This is a genomic window from Cohnella phaseoli (genome assembly GCF_003386235.1).
Lineage (GTDB): Bacteria > Bacillota > Bacilli > Paenibacillales > Paenibacillaceae > Cohnella > Cohnella phaseoli.
This window is the reverse complement of record NZ_QRDZ01000011.1, coordinates 105,007-124,256: the sequence shown is the minus strand read 5'-3', so window position 1 is coordinate 124,256 and position 19,250 is coordinate 105,007. Positions and strand designations below refer to the sequence as shown.

General features: G+C 56.1%; 12 protein-coding genes. 10 read left to right on the top strand and 2 right to left on the bottom strand.

Translation table 11 applies throughout. From position 1 onward, the window contains the following. Positions 1 to 14 precede the first annotated feature (14 nt). A complete protein-coding gene (locus DFP98_RS15445) occupies positions 15 to 1,175 on the top strand; it encodes an N-acetylglucosamine-6-phosphate deacetylase (RefSeq protein ID WP_246016554.1) in 1,161 nt (386 codons plus the stop codon). A 17-nt stretch (positions 1,176 to 1,192) separates the two neighbouring features. Here the strand turns inward: DFP98_RS15445 and DFP98_RS15440 are convergent, their stop codons facing one another. After that, positions 1,193 to 3,808 (bottom strand): winged helix-turn-helix domain-containing protein, encoded by a 2,616-nt coding sequence (locus DFP98_RS15440; RefSeq protein ID WP_116061505.1) that lies wholly within the window; start codon positions 3,806 to 3,808, stop codon positions 1,193 to 1,195. Positions 3,809 to 3,958: 150 nt separating this feature from the next. Here DFP98_RS15440 and DFP98_RS15435 point away from each other — a divergent pair, with 150 nt between their 5' ends. Further along, positions 3,959 to 4,636 (top strand): response regulator transcription factor, encoded by a 678-nt coding sequence (locus DFP98_RS15435; protein WP_116061504.1) that lies wholly within the window; start codon positions 3,959 to 3,961, stop codon positions 4,634 to 4,636. After that, positions 4,636 to 5,922 carry a sensor histidine kinase gene (locus DFP98_RS15430; RefSeq protein WP_116061503.1) on the top strand — a complete coding sequence of 429 codons (1,287 nt, stop codon included), beginning with the start codon at positions 4,636 to 4,638 and terminating at the stop codon, positions 5,920 to 5,922. Before DFP98_RS15435 ends, DFP98_RS15430 begins: the two co-directional genes overlap by 1 nt. A 387-nt stretch (positions 5,923 to 6,309) precedes the next feature. On the opposite strand, the gene DFP98_RS15425 is transcribed toward DFP98_RS15430, so the two are convergent. Next, positions 6,310 to 7,431, bottom strand: coding sequence for a GntR family transcriptional regulator (locus DFP98_RS15425; protein WP_116061502.1), 1,122 nt, complete (start codon positions 7,429 to 7,431; stop codon positions 6,310 to 6,312). Between the two features lie 381 nt (positions 7,432 to 7,812). Here DFP98_RS15425 and DFP98_RS15420 point away from each other — a divergent pair, with 381 nt between their 5' ends. The 7 genes from DFP98_RS15420 (at position 7,813) to DFP98_RS15390 (ending at position 19,010) form a co-directional block, all read left to right on the top strand. After that, positions 7,813 to 9,162: a sugar ABC transporter substrate-binding protein gene (locus tag DFP98_RS15420; RefSeq protein ID WP_116061501.1), complete on the top strand. Its 1,350-nt coding sequence runs from the start codon at positions 7,813 to 7,815 to the stop codon at positions 9,160 to 9,162. A 537-nt stretch (positions 9,163 to 9,699) separates the two neighbouring features. Continuing rightward, on the top strand, positions 9,700 to 10,716 hold the full coding sequence (locus DFP98_RS15415) for a Gfo/Idh/MocA family protein (protein WP_181917714.1): 1,017 nt from the start codon (positions 9,700 to 9,702) through the stop codon (positions 10,714 to 10,716). Between the two features lie 23 nt (positions 10,717 to 10,739). Then, entirely contained in the window at positions 10,740 to 11,753 is a 1,014-nt protein-coding gene (locus DFP98_RS15410) for a zinc-dependent alcohol dehydrogenase (protein WP_116061499.1), read from the top strand. Positions 11,754 to 11,836: 83 nt separating this feature from the next. Beyond that, entirely contained in the window at positions 11,837 to 14,239 is a 2,403-nt protein-coding gene (locus tag DFP98_RS15405; RefSeq protein ID WP_116061498.1) for a GxGYxYP domain-containing protein, read from the top strand. A 58-nt stretch (positions 14,240 to 14,297) separates the two neighbouring features. Further along, on the top strand, positions 14,298 to 15,212 hold the full coding sequence (locus tag DFP98_RS15400; protein ID WP_116061497.1) for a carbohydrate ABC transporter permease: 915 nt from the start codon (positions 14,298 to 14,300) through the stop codon (positions 15,210 to 15,212). A gap of 21 nt (positions 15,213 to 15,233) precedes the next feature. Further along, on the top strand, positions 15,234 to 16,130 hold the full coding sequence (locus tag DFP98_RS15395) for a carbohydrate ABC transporter permease (protein ID WP_116061496.1): 897 nt from the start codon (positions 15,234 to 15,236) through the stop codon (positions 16,128 to 16,130). A 21-nt stretch (positions 16,131 to 16,151) separates the two neighbouring features. After that, positions 16,152 to 19,010 (top strand): alpha-mannosidase, encoded by a 2,859-nt coding sequence (locus tag DFP98_RS15390; RefSeq protein WP_246016553.1) that lies wholly within the window; start codon positions 16,152 to 16,154, stop codon positions 19,008 to 19,010. The last annotated feature ends 240 nt before the right edge of the window (positions 19,011 to 19,250 follow it).

Sequence of the window (19,250 nt, the reverse complement as noted above, 5' to 3'; positions counted from 1 at the left end):
TGCAGGTGGAGGCGATGCGGGTGACATGGCAGGGCAGGTTGACGACGACAGGAGAAGCGGTACAAATTGAGACGGCAAACGGCGTAATTACGCAAATTACCCGGTTGTTGCAGTCCGACAGCCGTTTGCCTTGGGTTTCGGCAGGGTGGACCGACTTGCAGGTGAACGGTTTTGGCGGGTATGACTTAAACGCGGAGCAAACGACGACGGAGGACATTGAAGGCGTGACCAGGGCGCTTCATGCCAAGGGAGTCGCAGCTTACTTGCCTACGGTCATTACGGGAAGCTTTGAGCGAATGCATCAAGCGATGGCGATCATTGCCCGATATTGCCGAACGAATTCGTACGCCAGCGCTTCAATTAAAGGCATTCATATGGAAGGACCTTATCTGTCCAGCGAGGATGGGAGCAGGGGGGCGCATCCGCGAGCTTACACGAGAGACCCGGATTGGGACGAATTCATGCGTTTGCAGGATGCGGCGGAAGGGCGGATCGTCATGGTGACGCTCGCTCCGGAAAGAGAAGGTGCGCTTGCGTTTATCGAACGACTGGCCAAGTCGGGCGTAGTGGTTGCTATCGGACATACGATGGCAACCGCTCAGCAACTGGATGACGCGGTTCAAGCCGGAGCTGCGGTATGCACGCATCTGGGCAACGGATCGCATCCGGTGTTGCCGCGTCATCCGAATTACATCTGGCATCAATTGGCGGACGATCGTCTATGGGCGACGTTTATCCCGGACGGACATCATCTGACTCCGCCGGTATTGAAGGCCATGCTTAGAGTCAAACGCGACAAAAGCATATTGGTCAGCGATACGACGCAGTTCGGGGGCATGCCTCCCGGACAGTATAACAGTTTAATTGGCGGCAAAGTCGTGCTTCACGAGAACGGACACTTGCATACGGCGGATAATCCGAATATTCTCGCAGGATCAGCCGCTTCGCTCGACAGAGGAATCGAGAACGCGATTCGTTATACGGATATGAACTTAATGGAAGCCGTCGAAGCCGTAACGTTAAGAGTTGCCAAGGTCATGCAGGACGACAAGGCAGGGCGGGTGCAAATGGGCAGCCCGGCGGATTTAACCTTGTTCGATTATGACGGACAGAGCGGTGCGATTGCAGTTAAAGAAACGATTGTGGCCGGGCAATCCGTCTATAGTCGGGCATAAGTAAGCTGATAACGTCTTTAGTCGTCTTGAAGCAGGCCAAGCCTCTGCGCCGCAACGACGGCCTGGGTTCGCGAAGAAACGCCGAGCTTGCCGTAGAGGCGGGAGGAGTACACTTTGACGGAGCCTTCCGATAGAGACATTTTTTCCGCGATCCGCTTGTTGGACTCTCCTTGGCGAATGAGGTCCAGCAGGCGGATTTCCGTGCGCGTAAGCGGCTCGACAAGAGCGGGCTGCTCCGTCGTCGCGGCTATCTCCTCAAACGCTTTACCCATAAATCGGGCAAGCAGTTCTTCCGCATAAGTCTTTAATCCCGCCGCGACTCCCGCGTCTTCCTCGCTGCTTTCCTTTTCGCTTATCCAGAACGTATATTTTCGCAGCAGCTTCTCCGTTTGCTCCTCCTCATCGAGGAACGTTCTTATATACGCATTGGTCTCCCCGATCGTCAACGCTTCGCGTAAAGCATTCATCGCCTGCTCCCGCCGTCCCATCCGATCGAGAAGCACGGCCTGCAGCAGGCTGATTTCCGCCTGCCCCATCCAATTCCCCTCGCGTTCCGTTTGAGGCTTTAACAGTTCGAGCAGCCGAAGCGCTTCGGGCTCCTTGCGCTGCGCCGACAGCAGCCGGCATAGCGTCAAATAATCGTATTCGCGATGATAGGAGGGTCGGTCTTTGGCCCCTACCCGCAGCTTCGCGACTTCCTTCTTCGCCATGCTTAGCGAGCCTTCCCGCAGGAAAAAACGCGCTTTGGCCGAGGTCAAGTAACCGGTCCAGATGTCATCGGACTTGTCGAGGAGAGCTCTAGCTTCGTCCAACGTTTCGTAAGCGAGCGCGCGCTGCCCGGAAGCCCAATACAGATTCGCTTGAGTAATCCGGCAAGGGACGAACAGGCCCGGCACAAGATTATAGCGCGAGGCGCGCTCGACTCTGCGAAGCAGCTCGGCGCTTTCTTCGAAGCGGTCCCATTCGTAGTAGCCCTCCGCCAAAGCCTGTAAAACATACAGACTGATCAGAGAGTCGCCCCAGCCGTGTCGCTCGAGCGCGCCGACGAACAGCTTCCCGATCTCCTCGGTCTGATTGGATAGCATGCCCTTCAGCCCGAAAGCGGTTCGCCGGGCGAACGGTTCGGTCAGATTGTAGTTAAAGCTGTAGAAGAAGGGGGTGTGCGGCAGAAACTCGTCCAGAATGCCATCGGAAAAAGCCATCCACTGCTCGAATTCCCCGAACATGAACAGCAGGTTCGATTTGACGAACAATAAGCCGCTGCGCAGCTGCCTGCGGGCGTCTTCGTCTTTCGTCTCGCGCTCCTGCGTCTCCAGCTTCGCCAGACTGCGTCCGGCGGACTCGCGTTGGCCGGTCACAATATACAGGAAGGTGCGAAGCAGCGACATCTCCGTAGACAGCTTCGTTTCCGGAGGGAAGCAATCGAACCATCTTAGCAAAGTGGGGAACTCCCCGAGCTTGAGCACATTCGGAGCGTGCTGGGCCAGGCAGCTTTCCGCAAGCTCGTAATCCTCCGCCGCTAGAGCGTGGTCAATCGCTTCATCGAGCAGGCCCCGGGCGGCAAAGCCTCTGGCAGCGGCCAAGTTGGCGTTCCTCCAAAGCGCGGGCTCGGCTTCCTTAACCCGATTGCGCAGAAAATCCGCGAACAGATGATGATAGCGAAACCAGGTGTCGGAGTCGTCCAGCGAAACGAGGAACAGGTTTTGCGATTTGAGCCGTTCCAGCAGGCTTCTTCCGTCCGCACGTCCGGTGACGGCGTCGCAGGCTTTGGCGTCCAGCCGCCGCAGCGCGGAAGTGGCGTACAGGAAATGCCGCACCTCCTCCGGCAACGTGGCGACGACCTCGTGGAATAAGTAATCCGCTACATGACGGTGATGTCCTTTGAAGCGTTCGATGAATGTGTCGCGATCTTCGGCGTCGCGCAGGGAAATCGAGGCGAGCTGAAGCCCTGTAATCCAGCCCTCGGTCCGCTCGTGCAGCATGCGGACATGGCGAGATTCAAGGAAGGGGGAAGCGCTGCTGTAGAAGCTTTCCGATTCGTCTTCCGTGAACAGCAGCTGGGCGGCGTCGATCAAGGCAAGCTCGTCCCGGGCGACCCAGCGAGATATGGAGAAGGGAAGTTCGCTGCGGCCGGATAGCACGAGATGGAGATCAAACGGCTTATGCTCGATGAAATAAGCGACGCTCTCGTGAACTCGCGGCTCCGCGATCGTATGGTAATCGTCAAGCACGAGTACGGTCGGTCGACTTAGAAAGCGCAGCTGGTTGATAAACGCATCGAGAAAGGTGCTTGTCGACACGCTGGGGAACGAGCGGATGAGCTGTTCGTATTCCTGGCGGGCGGTCGGCTCGATCCGGGGCGAGAGCGCTTCCGATACATATCTCCAGAAACGAACGGGATCGCTTTCCGTCTCTTCTAGCGATACCCACGAGGCTTCGCGGCCGCTTAGGCCGAGCCACTGACCAAGCAGCGTCGTTTTACCGAAGCCCGCGGGAGCGCTGACGAGCGTAAGCCTGCCGTGGACTCCCCGTTCCAGGCGTTCAATAAGCCTACTTCGTTCGACCAAGCTTTTCCTAGGGAACGGAAGGCTTGTTTTGGAATAGAGCAGTACCGATTCCGGCGTTCGTGTCATGTTATCCCCGCGCTTCCTGGCGAATCTTGTGATCTCTCTATTATAACCGCTATGCCCGCGGAAGATCGACCGCCGCTTGCTTCCTTTTTCTAAGCATTCATTAAGGTTTCTTCTATAAAATGGACTGATATAAGCGAAAGGGAGAGCCTGATGAGAATTTTGGTGGTGGAGGACGACGGCCTGCTGCGAGAGGCGGTGGCGACCGTGCTTAAGGAAGAAGCCTACCAGGTGGACGAGGCCGATAATGGACCGGACGGCTTGTATTTGGCGCAGCAGCGCGTCCATGACCTGCTCGTGCTTGATATTATGATTCCCGGAATGGACGGCTTGACGGTTCTCTCCGAGCTGAGGAGGCAAGGAGCTGCGATGCCCGTGCTGCTGCTGACGGCGCGGGACGCCGTGGCCGACCGCGTCAAGGGATTGGATTCCGGGGCCGACGACTATTTGGTCAAGCCCTTTGCGACGCTTGAGCTGCTGGCGCGCATCCGTGCGCTGCTGCGCCAGCTGTCGGCGGGAGCGCCGGACGGCGAACTGCAATACGGGCAGCTCGGCTTGAAATGTCAGCACAAGGAGGCTTATGCGCAAGGGAAGCCGCTTAAGCTTACGCTGAAGGAATACGAATTGCTGGAATATTTCATGCTCGGAAGAGAGCAGATTTTGACGAAGGAGCAGTTGCTCGACCGGGTGTGGGGAATCGACTCCGACGCGGGGCTGGGCGTCGTCGACGTATATGTTCATTATTTGCGGAGAAAGCTTGCGCCGTTCGGACTCGACAGCTGCATCCAAACCGTGCGCGGAGTCGGCTATCTACTGAAGGAGAAGAAGTGATGATTAATCGTACCCGCATGCAGCTTACGATTCGGAACGCCGCCGTGCTGTCCGTCATTTTGATCGGCTTGAATTTGACGGTGTATATCGTGATGAAGCAGATGTTGTTCGCTCAGGTCGATAAGGCGATGAACGGCGTTAACGGCACGACGACGGTGGCTACCGTGTCGCCCCAGATTTCCAGCCTGAAGGGGCTTGCGCTGGATAGGGCCGTGACGTTTCGGGTTGCGCAAATGGACAGGCCCGTGATTCAACTGCTATGGACGGATGAGGACGAGGCGCTGCCGCTGCCGAATAAAAACGGATTTACCGACGAGCAATTGGAACGGCTGAAGCCGTCGAAGCTGGATGAGCTTTATACGGTGAAGGCGGGGAATCAGTATTTTCGGGTGCTTAATATCGCCAATAGCGGTCTGTCGGTATCCAGCGGCGTTGAGGATGTGACCTATACGGTCAAAACGCAGCAATTTCTCAGCAATGTATCCGCCGAAATCGGAATGCTGGACAGGCTGCGTCTCATTCTGCTGCTCGGAGGCGCCGCAGGGCTGCTCGTGGCGATCGGGGCAGGATTTTACCTGGCCAACCGCGCGCTGATCCCCATTCGTCTGTCGCTGGAGAAGCAGCAGCAATTCGTGTCGGACGCCTCTCACGAGCTGAGAACGCCGCTGTCCGTTATTCAAGCGCACGCGGAGCTGCTGCTGCGCCATCCCGATCATACCATCGAGGAGGACAGCAAGCATGTATCCACCGTTCTGCAGGAAGCCCGGCGGATGAACAAGCTCGTTGGAGGCTTGCTGACGCTGGCGCGGTCGGACTCCAATCAGCTGGAGCTGGAACGCAAGCCGGTTCGGCTGGATCTCATCGTTCGCGAGAGCGTGAATAAGATGGAGATGCTGGCGGAAGTGAAAGAACTTATTTTGAATGCCGAGATCGATGATTGTATTCCGCTGGAAGCGGACGAAGAGCGTCTACACCAACTGCTTGCGATACTGCTGGACAATGCGATCAAGTATACGTCGGAGGGGGGCGTCGTGCGCGTCGTCTGCCGAAAATTAGCTCATACCGTGCAGCTTGAAGTCGAGGATACGGGCATTGGCATCGCGCCGGAGGATCTGCCCCGCGTATTCGACCGTTTCTATCGCGGCGATAAGGTCCGCGGGCGGGAGGGCGGCACGGGGTTAGGGCTGGCGATCGCGCGCTGGATCGTGGAGCGGCACGGGGGCAAAATCCGACTCGAGAGCAAGCCGTCCGTCGGAACTCTCGTAAGCGTAACGCTGCCTTTGTAGCAAGTGATGCGAAACGGGGTTGTCTCTTAAATAGAGGGGGATGTACCTCCTGGGGGCCTTATCATGACCCTTAATGTTCCCGATTGCCTGGGAATCGAACTTTTACTGCGGATTTATCTATTTGCACACAAAATTTTACGCAGGGAAGTTAGTCGGAAAATCGTACAACGCAGCTGAAACGGGCTTGAAATAAAAATATTTGTTCGAAAAGTCGTACAAAGCAACTCGAATCGGGCTCAAACGATGGAAGTTTGTAGGGAAAACCGTATAAGTTGACCAAAATCAACGGTTGCAGGTCATGATTAGCCTGGAGACTGCCTCATACGCTCCTGAAATTACTTTGCATCGGGTTTACCCGTTCAGATTTCAGGAGCGTATAGCATCTTTTTATCGATTCGGAGCGGACACGGTCAGACCTTCGCGAAGCGAGACGGGAATGACCAGTTGCTCCAGCACCGACGGATCGCGAATGACTCTCAGAAGCAGATTGACGGCTTCGGTCCCCATCCATTCGATATTTTGCTCAATCCACGTGAAGTAATCGCCGTGCATATCGCGGATTTGCGGATTGTCGAAGCAGATAATCGAGAGCTCCTCGGGAATCTTTCTCCCCAGACGTTCGGCCGCCCGGGCCGCGCATATTGCGATTTGCGGAGAGAAAGCGAATATGGCGGTAATATCGGGCTCCTGCTGAAGCCAATCGAACACTTCATCGTTGATGCTTTGTTCGTCCTGGAAGGAAACGTCGTCGAACTGGGTCAGCCAATAGCGATGCTGCAATGGAAGACGATTCTGCTTGGCGGCGCCCAAATAGCCGCTGAAGCGGTCTTCGGAGCTGGAAGTTTTGGATTTGGTAAAAGAAACGATCCCGATATTCTTGTGGCCGCGCTGCGCCAAATAATCCGTTCCGACGAATCCTCCTTGCTGGTTATCCGAAAAGACGGCGTTCGTCTTAATGCCGGGCAAGTACCGGTCGACAAGCACGAACGGGAACTGTTCCGATTTCAGCTTGAGAATTTCCTCGCTGTAGGCTTCGCCGTCCACCGGAAAAATGATCAATCCCTCGGCGCCTTCGGAGATCATCTCCCGGATCGCCAGCCGTTCCTCCAACTGGGTCAACACCGACTTTACCATCAGGACGAGGCCTTCCTCGCGGCATACCTCTTCAATCCCCCGAAGCAGCTGAATGCTTAGCATATCTCCGAGCTGAGGCATCAAAAATCCGATTTTGGTCTTGGGCGTATAAACGGATTCCTCCTCCTGCGGCAGGCCGTGCGATTCTTCCGAAGAAACGAACGAGCCTTTTCCGGCCACACGATAGATCAAACCTTCGTCCACCAAATGTCTTAGCGCCGATTTGATCGTGATTCGGCTGACTTGGAATTTATTCGTTAAATCCGTCTCCGTCGGAATCTGATCTCCAGGCTTAAGGACGCCGCTTTCGATTTGGTTTTTGATATACTCTCGGATCTGGATATAAAGAGGAGCCTTTTTCTCCTTCTCTCCCATAATGCCCTCCACTGAACACTCGTTCTTTTTAAAATGTTATATTTGTTATGTAATAATAACATATAAAGAGCTGGAAATGCAATTTGATTAAGGAGTTAAGCATGATTCATCCTATTTAACTATTCCTGTACTCAATCCTATTCCTCTTTTTAAGAAAGAAATGATTCTATTCGAGTGATTGACTCATGACATTTTAAATTGTAATATGATAAATGAAGTAAATGTACTATTTGTAATGGGTGGTTGGTTTGGACCGAGTTGGTTCGAAATCCTTTATATAACGGAGGTGACACGGAAAGGCGAAACAGGAAATTAAAATAACGAAACATCCAATCCGCACGCGGAAAAGTCTTTTCCAGATCAAAAGGGGAGGCAACAAAAGTGAAAAACGGAAAAAAGTTTGGATTTAGATTAGGTTTGATGGCGCTGACATTCTCTCTCGTGCTAGGCGCCTGTTCCAGCAACGGCGGATCAAGCTCCGGCAACGCGACGGCGACTTCTTCCGGATCGTCGGGCAACGGACCGGTTACTTTGACCGTATGGGGAAGTCCGAGCCTGTCCTTGCCGAATAACGAAAACTTGTCCACTCCGGAGGAAATCGAAAAAAATCAAGACATTTACGCTTACATTCAAGCGGAGATGGAGAAGAAGTTTCCGGGAATCAAGATCGAGTATGTCAACAAGGGGTGGGCGGACGAACTGCGGCAAAACCTGATGGTCTCCGTCATGGCCGGCAATCCGCCGGACGTCTCCTTCGGCGAGGAATTCATTCCCGAATTCGCTAAAATGCATGCGCTTTCAGAAGTGCCGGAGGAATATACGAAAGATTTGGTTCCGGGTCCAATGGCCGCGGCGAAGTTCGACGGGAAAAATTACGGCGTATCCGGCATGACGGGCATTTTCGCTCTGATGTACAACAAAGACGTCATGAAGAAGGCCGGACTCGATCCGAACGCGCCGCCGAAAACGTGGAACGAATGGCTGGAGATGTCCCGGAAAATTACGGAGGCGGGCAAAGGAGAGTATTACGGTTCGGTCGTACAGACGACGGGGCTCGGAGGGACGTTCCGCATCGCGCCGTTCATGCGTCAGCTCGGAGGCGACTTGACGACGCCGGATTGGCAGCAGGTGACGTTCGATACTCCGGAAAACGCGAAAGCGTTGGCTTTCCTGAAAGAGCTGTCGAAAACCGCGCCATCCGGATCGACTGCGCTCAACGACGAAGGCGCTTTATACAATATGGTTCACCACGGGAAAGCGGCGTTCGGCGTGGCGGGGCCTTGGCACATTTCCTGGTCCGCGACAGAGAATTGCGATTGCGGCTTCGTTCCGCTGCCGGTGCCGGATGGCGGGAAACGCGCCAACGTGATCGTGGGCAACACGATCTGGTTCGTGCTGAAGCAATCGAAAAATCAAGAGGCGGGAATGGAATACTTGCGAATCATCGCCAGCCAGGGGTATCAAGAAAAATACGCGCTTGCTTCCGGCAGAATGCCGTCGAATAAATTGGCGGGCTCCAACGCCGAGTTGATCAAAGCCATTCCGCAGTTGGCCGTCTACGCCGAGATCGTGGAGAACGAGGAGGCCGGTCCGCTTCCCGTCTATGCCAAGAACGGTCCGAAGGTGTGGGAGGCTTGGCATAAAGCGCAAGAATCGGTGCTCGTTGGCGACAAGCCGATCGAAGCGTCGTTGGCCGAAGCGCAGAAGACGGCCGAGGATCTGTTGAAATAACGACGGAAAAGGGGCTGTCTCCTAAGTAAAGTCACAAAAGATTAACGATAAAAAAAGTGCATATACCTCCTGGAGACATAGTCACGGACCCACAACGTTTCTAATTTATTGCAAATTGAACTTTTACGGCGGATCAATTTGCACACAAGAGTTTACGCAGGGAAGTTAGTCGGAAAACCGTACAAAGCTGCTCGGATCAGGCTTAAACGGCGGACGTTTGTTCGAAAAATCGTACAAAGCTGCTCTGCTCAGGCTCAAACGACGAACGTTTGTAGGAAAAACCGTATAAATCAACCAAGATCATGGATTGTATGCCACTAAAGCGTCTTCAACGATTATACGGTTAACTTCTAAGAATTATCTGGAAGTGTTGTAGGTCCATCCTGGCCTGGAGACTGCCTCATACGCTCCTGAAATCCCATTATAACGAGTTTACCCATTTAATTTCAGGAGCGTATAGTCTATCGATCATCTTTTCGTGTAGCTCTTATCACATATGAGACAGCCCTTACTAAAACTATCGGGAGGAGCATGATCATGAAAGTAAATCTCATCGGCGCCGGGAACATCGCCGACTATCACGCCCGGTCTATCAAATCTTTGGGCTACGAGCTGGGCGTCGTTGCGGACGGCAACGAGCAAGCGGCCAGACGCTTCGCTGAAAAGTACGATTGCCGCTGGACGGCGGATACGACCCTGTTGCTGTCGGAGCAAGCCGATCTGGTGACCGTGGCCGTTCCGAACGCCTATCACTTCGAAGTAGCCAAGGCGGCCGTTAACGCAGGCCACGCCGTGCTTTGCGAAAAGCCGATGACCCGTTCGGCGGAAAACTCTCGGGAATTGGCGGAACTGGTTCGGAAGTCCGGGAACCCGTTCTTCGTCGGCTACATGAAGCGGGTACATCCGACGGCGCGCAAGTTCAAGGAGTATGCCCGGCGGATCGGGACGATGCGAAGCGGGTTGGTGCGCGTTTTCCATCCGATGCCCGAAGCCAGTTGGACGATCATCGCCGACCAGCTTGCGAAATCGCCGAAATCGACGATGGACGGCGTATTCGTCAATTCCGGCAGTCATATGCTGGATCTGCTGCTTCATTTCGCGGGACCGGTCAGGAGGGTGCTGGCGGCGCGGATGCAATACCGGGACGGCTGTTATCCGAACGTGGACGCCATGACCCACGCGTTGATCGAGATGGAGAACGGCGCTACCGTGACTGTAGAATGCGGGTGGCTACCGCTGTCCGGAGTCGGTCGAAGAGAGAACGGCTGGGACGAACTTCTCGAGCTTCGCGGCGACGCCGGGTTGGCTACACTGCATACGACCTGGTGGGAGCGCCCGCAATTCGAATCGCCGGTTGCCGAAATCTGGGACGAAGCGCTTCGGACGAGAGAGAGCTTCAACGCGGGAATGATCGATAACTTCGAAGAGGAATACCGCTTGATCCGCGCGGCGCTGTCCGGAGAGGACGTCCCGCTCGCCACGGCGGAAGAAGCTTGCGCCGTGGATACGCTTATAGACGACATTTTCGCGGCCGCGCGTCGAAGCGAGATCTGACGGGAAGGAAGGGGAAACGAACCATGAAGACGAGAAGCGCCTATCTGAGATCGCCTTGGCAATGCGAGCTGCGGGAGGTCGACTTGCCCGACGACGTTCCGGACGGTTATGCGCTGATCCGGGTCGAGGCTTGCGGGATCTGCGGTACGGATCTGAGCAACGCGGAAAGTCAGCTGGAGGATTGGCAACCGTTCGGGCACGAGATCGCCGGCGTAATCGAAAAGCTGGGCACGCATGCGGGCGGCTTGAAGATCGGGGACAAGGTCGTGCTGGAATCGGCGAGCTATTGCGGGAAATGCGAGCTGTGTCGCAGCGGCAGAGTGGACTTGTGCAACAAAGCGCCGCATTTCTGGAATGCCGGTCCCTCCTTGGGCTTCAGCGATTATTTGCTCGCTCCGGTTTGCGGAATCGTCCCCTACGAGGGGATGACGCCCGAGACGGCATGTCTGGCCGAGCCGGCCGGAGTCGCGTACGACATGGTCAAAACGGCGGAGATCGAACACGGCAACCGGGTGTGCGTCATCGGTCCGGGACCGATCGGCCTGATGGCGATCCCGATCGCGCTGCGAAGCGGCGCGGACCAAGTCGTCTGCATCGGGCGCCCGGGCAACCGGGCGAGATTGGAGGCGGCCGCGAAGCTAGGCGCGGAGACGCTGGCCGCCGACCGTCCGTGGACGGAGTACGAGGAACTGCGAGGACGCTTCGACCGCGTGCTTCTGACGGCGCCGGTACAGACGATTCCGGAAGCGATCCCGCTGCTAGCTTACGGAGGCATTCTCTCTTATATCGGAATCGGGACGGGATCGGGCATGATCCGGTTCGACGCCAACGATTTTCATTACCGCAAGCTGCAGCTGCGGGCGAGCTTCGCCAGCCCGGCGCTTTATTATCCGATTGTGCTCAAGATGCTCAAGAGCGGCGCGATTCCCGCGGATACGATCATCTCCCATCGTCTGCCGCTGAACGAGATCGGCAGGGCGATGAAGCTTTGCCAGGAAGACAAGGGAGAGACGGTCAAAGTCGTCGTTACGCCTTAACGATTCGATTACAAGGGCGTGTATGCATACTCCGAGGACAGTAGATTTGCATACACGCCCTAGGACGAGAGGGGAAATCCAAGTTGATCACGGGAAAAGTAAAAGCTTTCTTGTACTTGGCATTGGCCGGCATCCTGACGGTTTTGTCGGCAGTATTGCCCGCACCGACCGCGAGCGCGGCCGGAGGCGCGTTTCCAAAAATGGCTTCGGCCGGCTCCGTGTACGTGTACGACCTGCGCAACGATTCGGCGGAGGCGAAGCTTGCGGCCATCGCGCTTCAGGGGCTGGTCAATCAGACCTCCGCGCAAGTCTATGTATTAATAAGAGATACGGATCTCGATCAAAAATGGCTGGACGAAAGCGGCAAGAGCTATTCCGCGGTCACTCTCTTATCGGGCGCTAATCCCGGCTTGCGAACGATGTACAGGGATTATTGGCATACGTTAAGCAAGCTGATCGTCTGGGACGGCGATAAGGATTGGACGTTTAATCTGGCTCTGATGAAGGGGGCCCTGGAGAACGGGCTGTCGGTGACGGACGGATTGAAAACGGCTCTGCTGTCGGAATTCGGAAGCCTGACGGTCGAAGATATCCGCTTGAACTGGACCGACAAGCTCGACGCTTACGACTGGGCGCTTCTGCATCTTATGCCTTCCTTGAACAAGCAGATCGTGTTTTCGGCGGGTCTTCGGACAACGGCCGGCCCACTGGACAATTGGACCGGGCGTCCTTGGACGATTTTCGATTATGCGGTGGCAAGCAAGTCGTTCGTCTTCTATCTGGACCCCCGCGTTCCCGGAGAGAAAGCGAAGATCGTCGAGATCATCCAAGCGGGCGGATACGCGGCGGGAACGTCGGTGCTGGGCTATTCCCCGGACGCGGACGACCTGAACGCGACGACCAATCCTCATGGGGTCGGGTACGTCGTATCCGATTATTTTTCCAACGGCAGCTTCTGGTCCAGCTTCCCCAACCAAACGTACGAACAGCCGGAAGGCGAGGCCGTAGAAGCTCAACCCGGCAAAGTGTACGTCTCGATCACGGCGAGCGACGGAGATAACTGGCAGTACACCCAACAGTTAATCAACCACTTCAATAATTCGTCGGTCGGGCAGGTGCCTGTCGGCATTACGATCGCTCCGACCTTGCAGGAAGCCGGATCGCCGCTATTGGACTATCTCTATTCCCAGGCGGGCGACAATATCGAATTGGTGGCAGGTCCGTCCGGTTACCAGTTTATTTATACGGAAGACTACTCCGCGACGGGTTACGGAACTTGGCTGTCCAAAAACAAGCAATGGTTATCCGACGCGGGCATCCGCACGGTCAACCTGTGGCGCAGCCCCGAGAACAGCCCAAGCCATAAGCAGATGGCGGACAGCTTCGTCGGCTCCGGCATCGCCGGCATCCTGAGGGGTGACGACGCCTCGCGCGTTCACGCCTATCATGGCATCTATACGGTCCCCCAGGGAGATATGATTTTTAATTACGGAGAGATCTACAACGTGCTCAGCAACGTTTCGATCGACGCCAACCAGCCCGTGTTCCGCAATATTTATCCGATTCTCGCCTATTACGGCGTAGATGCGAACGGAGATCCGGCGTTCTTCGACAACGTGAAGGCGGAAGTGGACCGGCTGAACGCGGAATTTCCCGGCAAGTTCGTATTTCTCAAGCCGCAGGACCAAATCGCGACCCTTCGCCAATTGAATACCGACATCCGGGGGATCAGCTTCGACGCGGACGACTCCAACAAGGAACGGACCTACTTTTACGAGGATAACTTCTCTTCGATGGACAACGGTCACCGATTCGCGGACGGTACCGCCAATTGGATTTATAAGTTCGACTTGGCCGACGACGTGAACCATGCCTCGCTTACGATGGACATCGGCGGCGATTACGTCGTGGAAATTTCCAAGGACGGAACGAATTGGGGCAGCGCAGCGCACGCGAACGGCGGGCTCGGCCGAACGATCGATTCGAGCCTTCTGGACGGCTGGCTGTTTAACAATCCGACGAAGACGGTGTACGTCAAGTTCTCGGACGGCAGCCCGCAGGACGGCAATGGACCGAGTCTGTACCGGCTGACGCTATCGACGGAAATCTCCCAGGCGGATCTGCTGACGCCGAGCTTCGAGGATAACCAGTTTCTCGTTCAAAACACGGGCTCGATCGACGGGAATCACCGTTACGCGGACGGAAATCGGACGTTCGTCTACAAATTCGATCTGGCCGATTCTATCGCCAGCGCGACGTTGACGATGGACATCGCGGGGGATTACGTCGTGGAAATCTCCAAGGACGGAACGAACTGGGGCAGCGCGGCGCACGCGAACGGCGGGCTCGGCCGAACGATCGATTCGAGTCTTCTGGACGGCTGGCTGGTTAACAATCCGACGAAGACGGTGTACGTCAAGTTCTCGGACGGCAGCCCGCAGAACGGCAATGGACCGAGTCTCTACCATCTTATTCTGTCTTCGTAACTTAGAGCGACAGAACCCGTGAGGGACATTTTTTGAAAGCCATCGGAGGGCAAGCACAATGAATCAGCCCCGCTTAGGGTCAACCTCTCGGTTTCGCTTGTCGTTGCGGCGCAACCGGGACGGCGTTATCGGCTATTCGATCCTGTTTCCGGTCCTTCTCGGCTTCGCGATCTTTTCCGTCTTTCCGGCCCTGTTCGTCGTTTATTTGTCTTTCGCGGAATGGAACGGGCTGGAAGGTGGGCCGATCTGGGTAGGACTCAAAAACTACGTTACTTTTTTTAACCAGGGGGATTACTTGGCCTCGCTGGCCAGGGCGGGAGTTTACGGCCTCATCTGCCTGTTTTTTACGACTGTGCTCGGCTTTCTGATCGCGGTCCTTCTCAACCAGAAGGTGGTCGGAAGCTCGGCGATCCGTACAATCTGGTATTTGCCGGCGCTCGTTCCGTTCGCCGTCATCTCGCAGATGGCGGTCGCAGTGCTGAATCCCGTTGACGGTCTGCTGAAACAGATGATGGTAAGGTTCGGCATGGAGCCGATCGTCTTCCAGACGAGCGCGCTCTGGATGAGCTTCTGGATCATTCTTCTGACCGTCTGGAAGGGTGTTGGGGGAACGGTCGTCATCTATTTGGCGGGACTTCAAGGAATCGATACGACTTTGTACGAAGCCGCTCGCGTAGACGGGGCAAGTAAAGCGAAAACGCTGTGGCACGTCACGATCCCTTCCTTGCGCCCGATCACGATGTTCGTGCTCGTGACGGGCATCATCGGCAGCTTTCAGATTTTCGAGCCGGTGCAGCTCATCTCGCGCGGCGGGCCGAACGGCGAGACGAACATTATTTTATACCGCATCTATCAGGACGCGTTCCAAGGGTTCAGCTTCGGCATGGCCAGCGCGTCTTCGGTGATGGTGCTGCTTGCGACCTTGGTTTTCACGATCATGCAATATCGGAATTCCAAGCGCGGCATCGTTTAAGTGGGAAAGGAGGCGGTATCCATGGCGCGACAACGGTCGTGGCCGGAAAGACTCGCGATCTATGGAGTGCTCGTCGCGGGAAGTTTGATCATGTTTTATCCGTTTTTGTTTCAACTGCTTGCTTCCGTCGGGACGCAGCAGGACTATTATGCGACGCTGGTCGTCCCGCTTCCGACGGAATGGCATTTTGAACGGTATGCCCAAGCGTTGGGAGATCCGCAGATTTTCAGGATGTTCTTCAACACGTTGCTGCGCGGCGTCTGGTTCGTGACGATGACCGCCTTGATTGCGCTGGTCGTCGGATACGTCTTTTCCAAGCTCCGGTTTAAGGGGAGAAACGCCGTATTCCTCCTGCTGCTGACGTTGATGATGATTCCATCGACGGTGACGTTGATCCCGACATATCTGCTGTTCGCACGATGGCCGCTCGCGGGAGGCAACGGGTGGAACGGACTGGGCGGGCACGGCATGATCGACAGCTGGGGAGCGCTTCTGGTGGGCGGACTGTTCGGCTACATTACGCTATATTGTCTTTTCTTGATGAAACAGATGCTGGACTCGCTCCCATACGAATACGAAGAAGCGGCAAGAGTAGACGGAGCGGGTACATTCCGAAGAATTTTCCTGATCTACCTGCCGATGGTGGTCCCGATTCTGGTCGCGGGCACGATCATTGCCTTCGTCGCGATCTGGAGCGATTACCTGTGGCCGCTCGTGGCCATTCACAGCTTGGACAAACAAACGATCGCCACGGGCGTCGCCTTGCTGCTGTCCCGGCAATTCGCCACCGGCCAGGCTCCGGATTATCCGGCGATCTTCGCGCTTTCGACCGTGGCGATGATTCCGCCCGTTCTGGTGTATCTGTGGCTGCAAAAATACTTCGTGCAAGGCTTCGCCATGGTAGGCGTAAAAGGGTAAACAGCGATTGGAGGATTATGCGTGAAATCGATCGATTCAAGACTCAGGAAACTTCTCGGACATGCGCCAAAGCATTATTTTGACGACAAAATCGCTTCCCATCGCGGGTACTGGGGAGAACGGCTAATCTCCCAACTGGTATTCGCCCACGAGCTTTCGAAAGTGCAAGGAGGCCGACACGCCGCCTTGATCGAACGGGCGCTGACCTTTGCGGAGGAAAGGATCGAGGACGAAGGCTTCATTGCCCGGCAAGCGGCCTTGCAGGCTGAGGGATTGCTCGGCGCGCTGGCTCATGAAGCGAAAAGCTACGAGATTCTGTGCGTGGCGCATGCCCATATCGATATGAACTGGATGTGGTCCTGGGACGAGACGGTGTCGATCGTGATCGATACGTTCAGAACGATGCTGAACTTGATGAACGAGTACCCCGACTTTACTTTTTCGCAATCGCAGGCGTCCATCTACCGGATCGTCGAGAAGCATGCTCCCGATATGCTCGCGGAAATTAAAGAAAGGGTTCGGGAAGGGCGATGGGAGGTGACGGCTTCCCATTGGGTGGAAGCGGACAAAAACATGCCCAGCGGCGAGAGCTTGTCCCGCCATCTGCTATATACAAAACGTTATCTGGCCCGGCTGTTCGATCTAGACCCTGACGGCTTAAATCTCGATTTCGAGCCGGACACCTTCGGCCACAGCGTTCACGTACCGGAAATTCTGGCGAACGGAGGCGTCGGCTATTACTATCATTGCCGCGGCAACGACGAGCAAGTGTTATACCGCTGGGTGGCGCCGTCGGGCAAGTCGGTCATCGCCTACCGCGAGCCGACCTGGTACAACGATTACGCGCAGGCGGCGCTTGGTTCGTACGTCCCGGAAATAAGCCGGCGCACCGGCCTGAAAACGTATTTGAACGTGTACGGGGTCGGTGATCACGGAGGCGGTCCGACCCGGCGGGATTTGGAACGCTTGAAGGACATGAACGACTGGCCGATCTATCCGCGCATCCGCTTTGGCACCTATGCCGAGTATTTTAAGCAGGTCGAATCGATTGCCGACAAGCTGCCGGTCGTCACCGGGGAGCAAAACTTCGTCTTCACCGGCTGCTACACGTCCCAGAGCCGAATCAAGACGGCCAACCGCGCCGGGGAAGCCGCGCTCAACGAAGCGGAGACGTTCGCCTCCGCTGCGTCGGTTGCGACCGGAATCGATTACCCGTCAGCCTCGTTTGAGGAGGCGTGGAGAGACGTGCTGTTCAACCAGTTTCACGACATCCTCCCGGGCTCCGGCGTTCTGGAAACCCGCGAGCATGCGCTCGGGCTGTTCCAGAACGCGATGGCGATCGCGGGCACGAACCGCAAGCTGGCGCTTGAAGCGATCGCCGCCTCGATCGATACGTCGGGATTAGGGGTAGAAGACGATAAGCGGACGATATCGGAAGGAGCCGGAGTCGGCTTCGGAGCCTCCGAATTCATGCCGACGCAAGTCGAGCGCGGCCGCGGCAGCACGCGGATCGTCCATTTCTTCAACTCTTCCGCGCACGATCGCGAAGAGACGGCGGAGATTGTGCTATGGGACTGGAACGAGCCGGGTCGTTCGCCGGTCGTCAGGGACAGCGGAGGGAACGAAACGCCGCATCAAGTCGTCGATCAAGGCTTCAACAAATATTGGGGACATCGCTATATGCGGCTGCTCGTCCAAGCCAAAGCGCCTGCTTGCGGCTATAGCACCTATACCGTAAGCGAAGGAGACGAGGCCTGGACCCCGTTTCTGCCGACGGATCCGCGGGTCGACCGCGTTGAGGCGTTCGAGCTGGAGAACGAGCGGCTCCGGGTAACTTTCCACCCCGTGAACGCGACGATCGTCTCGATGATCGACAAAACGACGGGAGAGCAGCTGGTTGACCCGTCCCGCCCCGCGGGCCTGTTCCGACTGATTCAGGAAGATCCCGGCAAAGGGATGAGCTCCTGGTGGGTCGGCCGTTATATGAATGTCTCAAGTGTGCACGAGAACGTCAAATTGAAATGGGGCGGGAAAGGGCCGGTACGGCAGACATTGCAATACGAGCTCGAATTCGGCCGCTCCAAGCTGAAGGTCGCCGTTTCGCTTGACCGAGGCAGCTCTCGCCTCGATTTCCGGGCGGAGTGCGATTGGCACGAGATCGGCACGGCGGACAGCAGCATCCCCCAGCTCAATTTCCATTGGCCGCTGGGCTACGAATGCGATTCCTACCAGTACGATGTGCCGTTCGGAACGACGGAGCGCAAGCCGCTCGACATGGACGTTCCGGCTAACAGCTGGGCGATCGGCTTGCGCCGGGATTCGGGCAAACCAGGCAAGCCGGGCAAGCCGTCCCTGATGCTCGTCACGAACAACAAATACGGCTTTCGCGGGACCGATCGGTCGTTGTCGCTTTCGTTGATTCGCAGCTCGTACGACCCGGACCCGTATCCGGAGCTCGGCAACCATCATCGGATGAGCTTCGCGATCGACCTCGTCGATCCGACTTCCTCAGTTCGCGAACGAATCGAGAAGGCATACCGGTTTAATCATCCGTTTAGCGCGTTTTCGGGAACGCCGCACCCGGGGGCCTTGGCGCTCGACTCCGGCTTCCTCAAGCTGACGGAAGGCACGGTAGCCGTGTCCGCGGTGAAAATGCCGGAGGACCGCGAAGGGAAGCGCTGGATCGTGCGCGCGTACGAAACGGACGGACGGCGGACGACCGCTTCGTTGCTCTTGTTCGCTAAGCCTATCGCCGCGTATTTCGTGGATACGAACGAGCGCCGAATCTCGCCCGCGGAGTCCGTATGCTTAGACGACCGTTCCGTGTCGTTCGACGTGGAGGCTTATTCGGCCGCGACGATCTGCGTTGAATTTCAGTAATAAATAGAGAACAGCGACGTCTTCCTATTTGAAGGGGCTGTCTCATAAGCAGAGTTGCTTGAGAAGATCGATTACAAAGAAAGGGTTATCTATCTCCTAGAGACCCGATCATGGCCGTCCTGACTCCCCCACCACCCGAGTGCCGATGTTTTTCTCCATCGACTCGGGTGGATCATTAAGACCGTTACGTATCTGCCTGGCATCGGCTCGAGCAGATCGAATAAGACCCTCCCAGATACC

Excerpts from the sequence above, each read along its gene's own strand:
- DFP98_RS15445 (WP_246016554.1), top strand. The coding sequence starts at position 15 with ATGCGGGTGACATGGCAGGGCAGGTTGACGACGACAGGAGAAGCGGTA.
- DFP98_RS15440 (WP_116061505.1), bottom strand. The coding sequence starts at position 3,808 with ATGACACGAACGCCGGAATCGGTACTGCTCTATTCCAAAACAAGCCTT.
- DFP98_RS15435 (WP_116061504.1), top strand. The coding sequence starts at position 3,959 with ATGAGAATTTTGGTGGTGGAGGACGACGGCCTGCTGCGAGAGGCGGTG.
- DFP98_RS15430 (WP_116061503.1), top strand. The coding sequence starts at position 4,636 with ATGATTAATCGTACCCGCATGCAGCTTACGATTCGGAACGCCGCCGTG.
- DFP98_RS15425 (WP_116061502.1), bottom strand. The coding sequence starts at position 7,431 with ATGGGAGAGAAGGAGAAAAAGGCTCCTCTTTATATCCAGATCCGAGAG.
- DFP98_RS15415 (WP_181917714.1), top strand. The coding sequence starts at position 9,700 with ATGAAAGTAAATCTCATCGGCGCCGGGAACATCGCCGACTATCACGCC.
- DFP98_RS15410 (WP_116061499.1), top strand. The coding sequence starts at position 10,740 with ATGAAGACGAGAAGCGCCTATCTGAGATCGCCTTGGCAATGCGAGCTG.
- DFP98_RS15400 (WP_116061497.1), top strand. The coding sequence starts at position 14,298 with ATGAATCAGCCCCGCTTAGGGTCAACCTCTCGGTTTCGCTTGTCGTTG.
- DFP98_RS15395 (WP_116061496.1), top strand. The coding sequence starts at position 15,234 with ATGGCGCGACAACGGTCGTGGCCGGAAAGACTCGCGATCTATGGAGTG.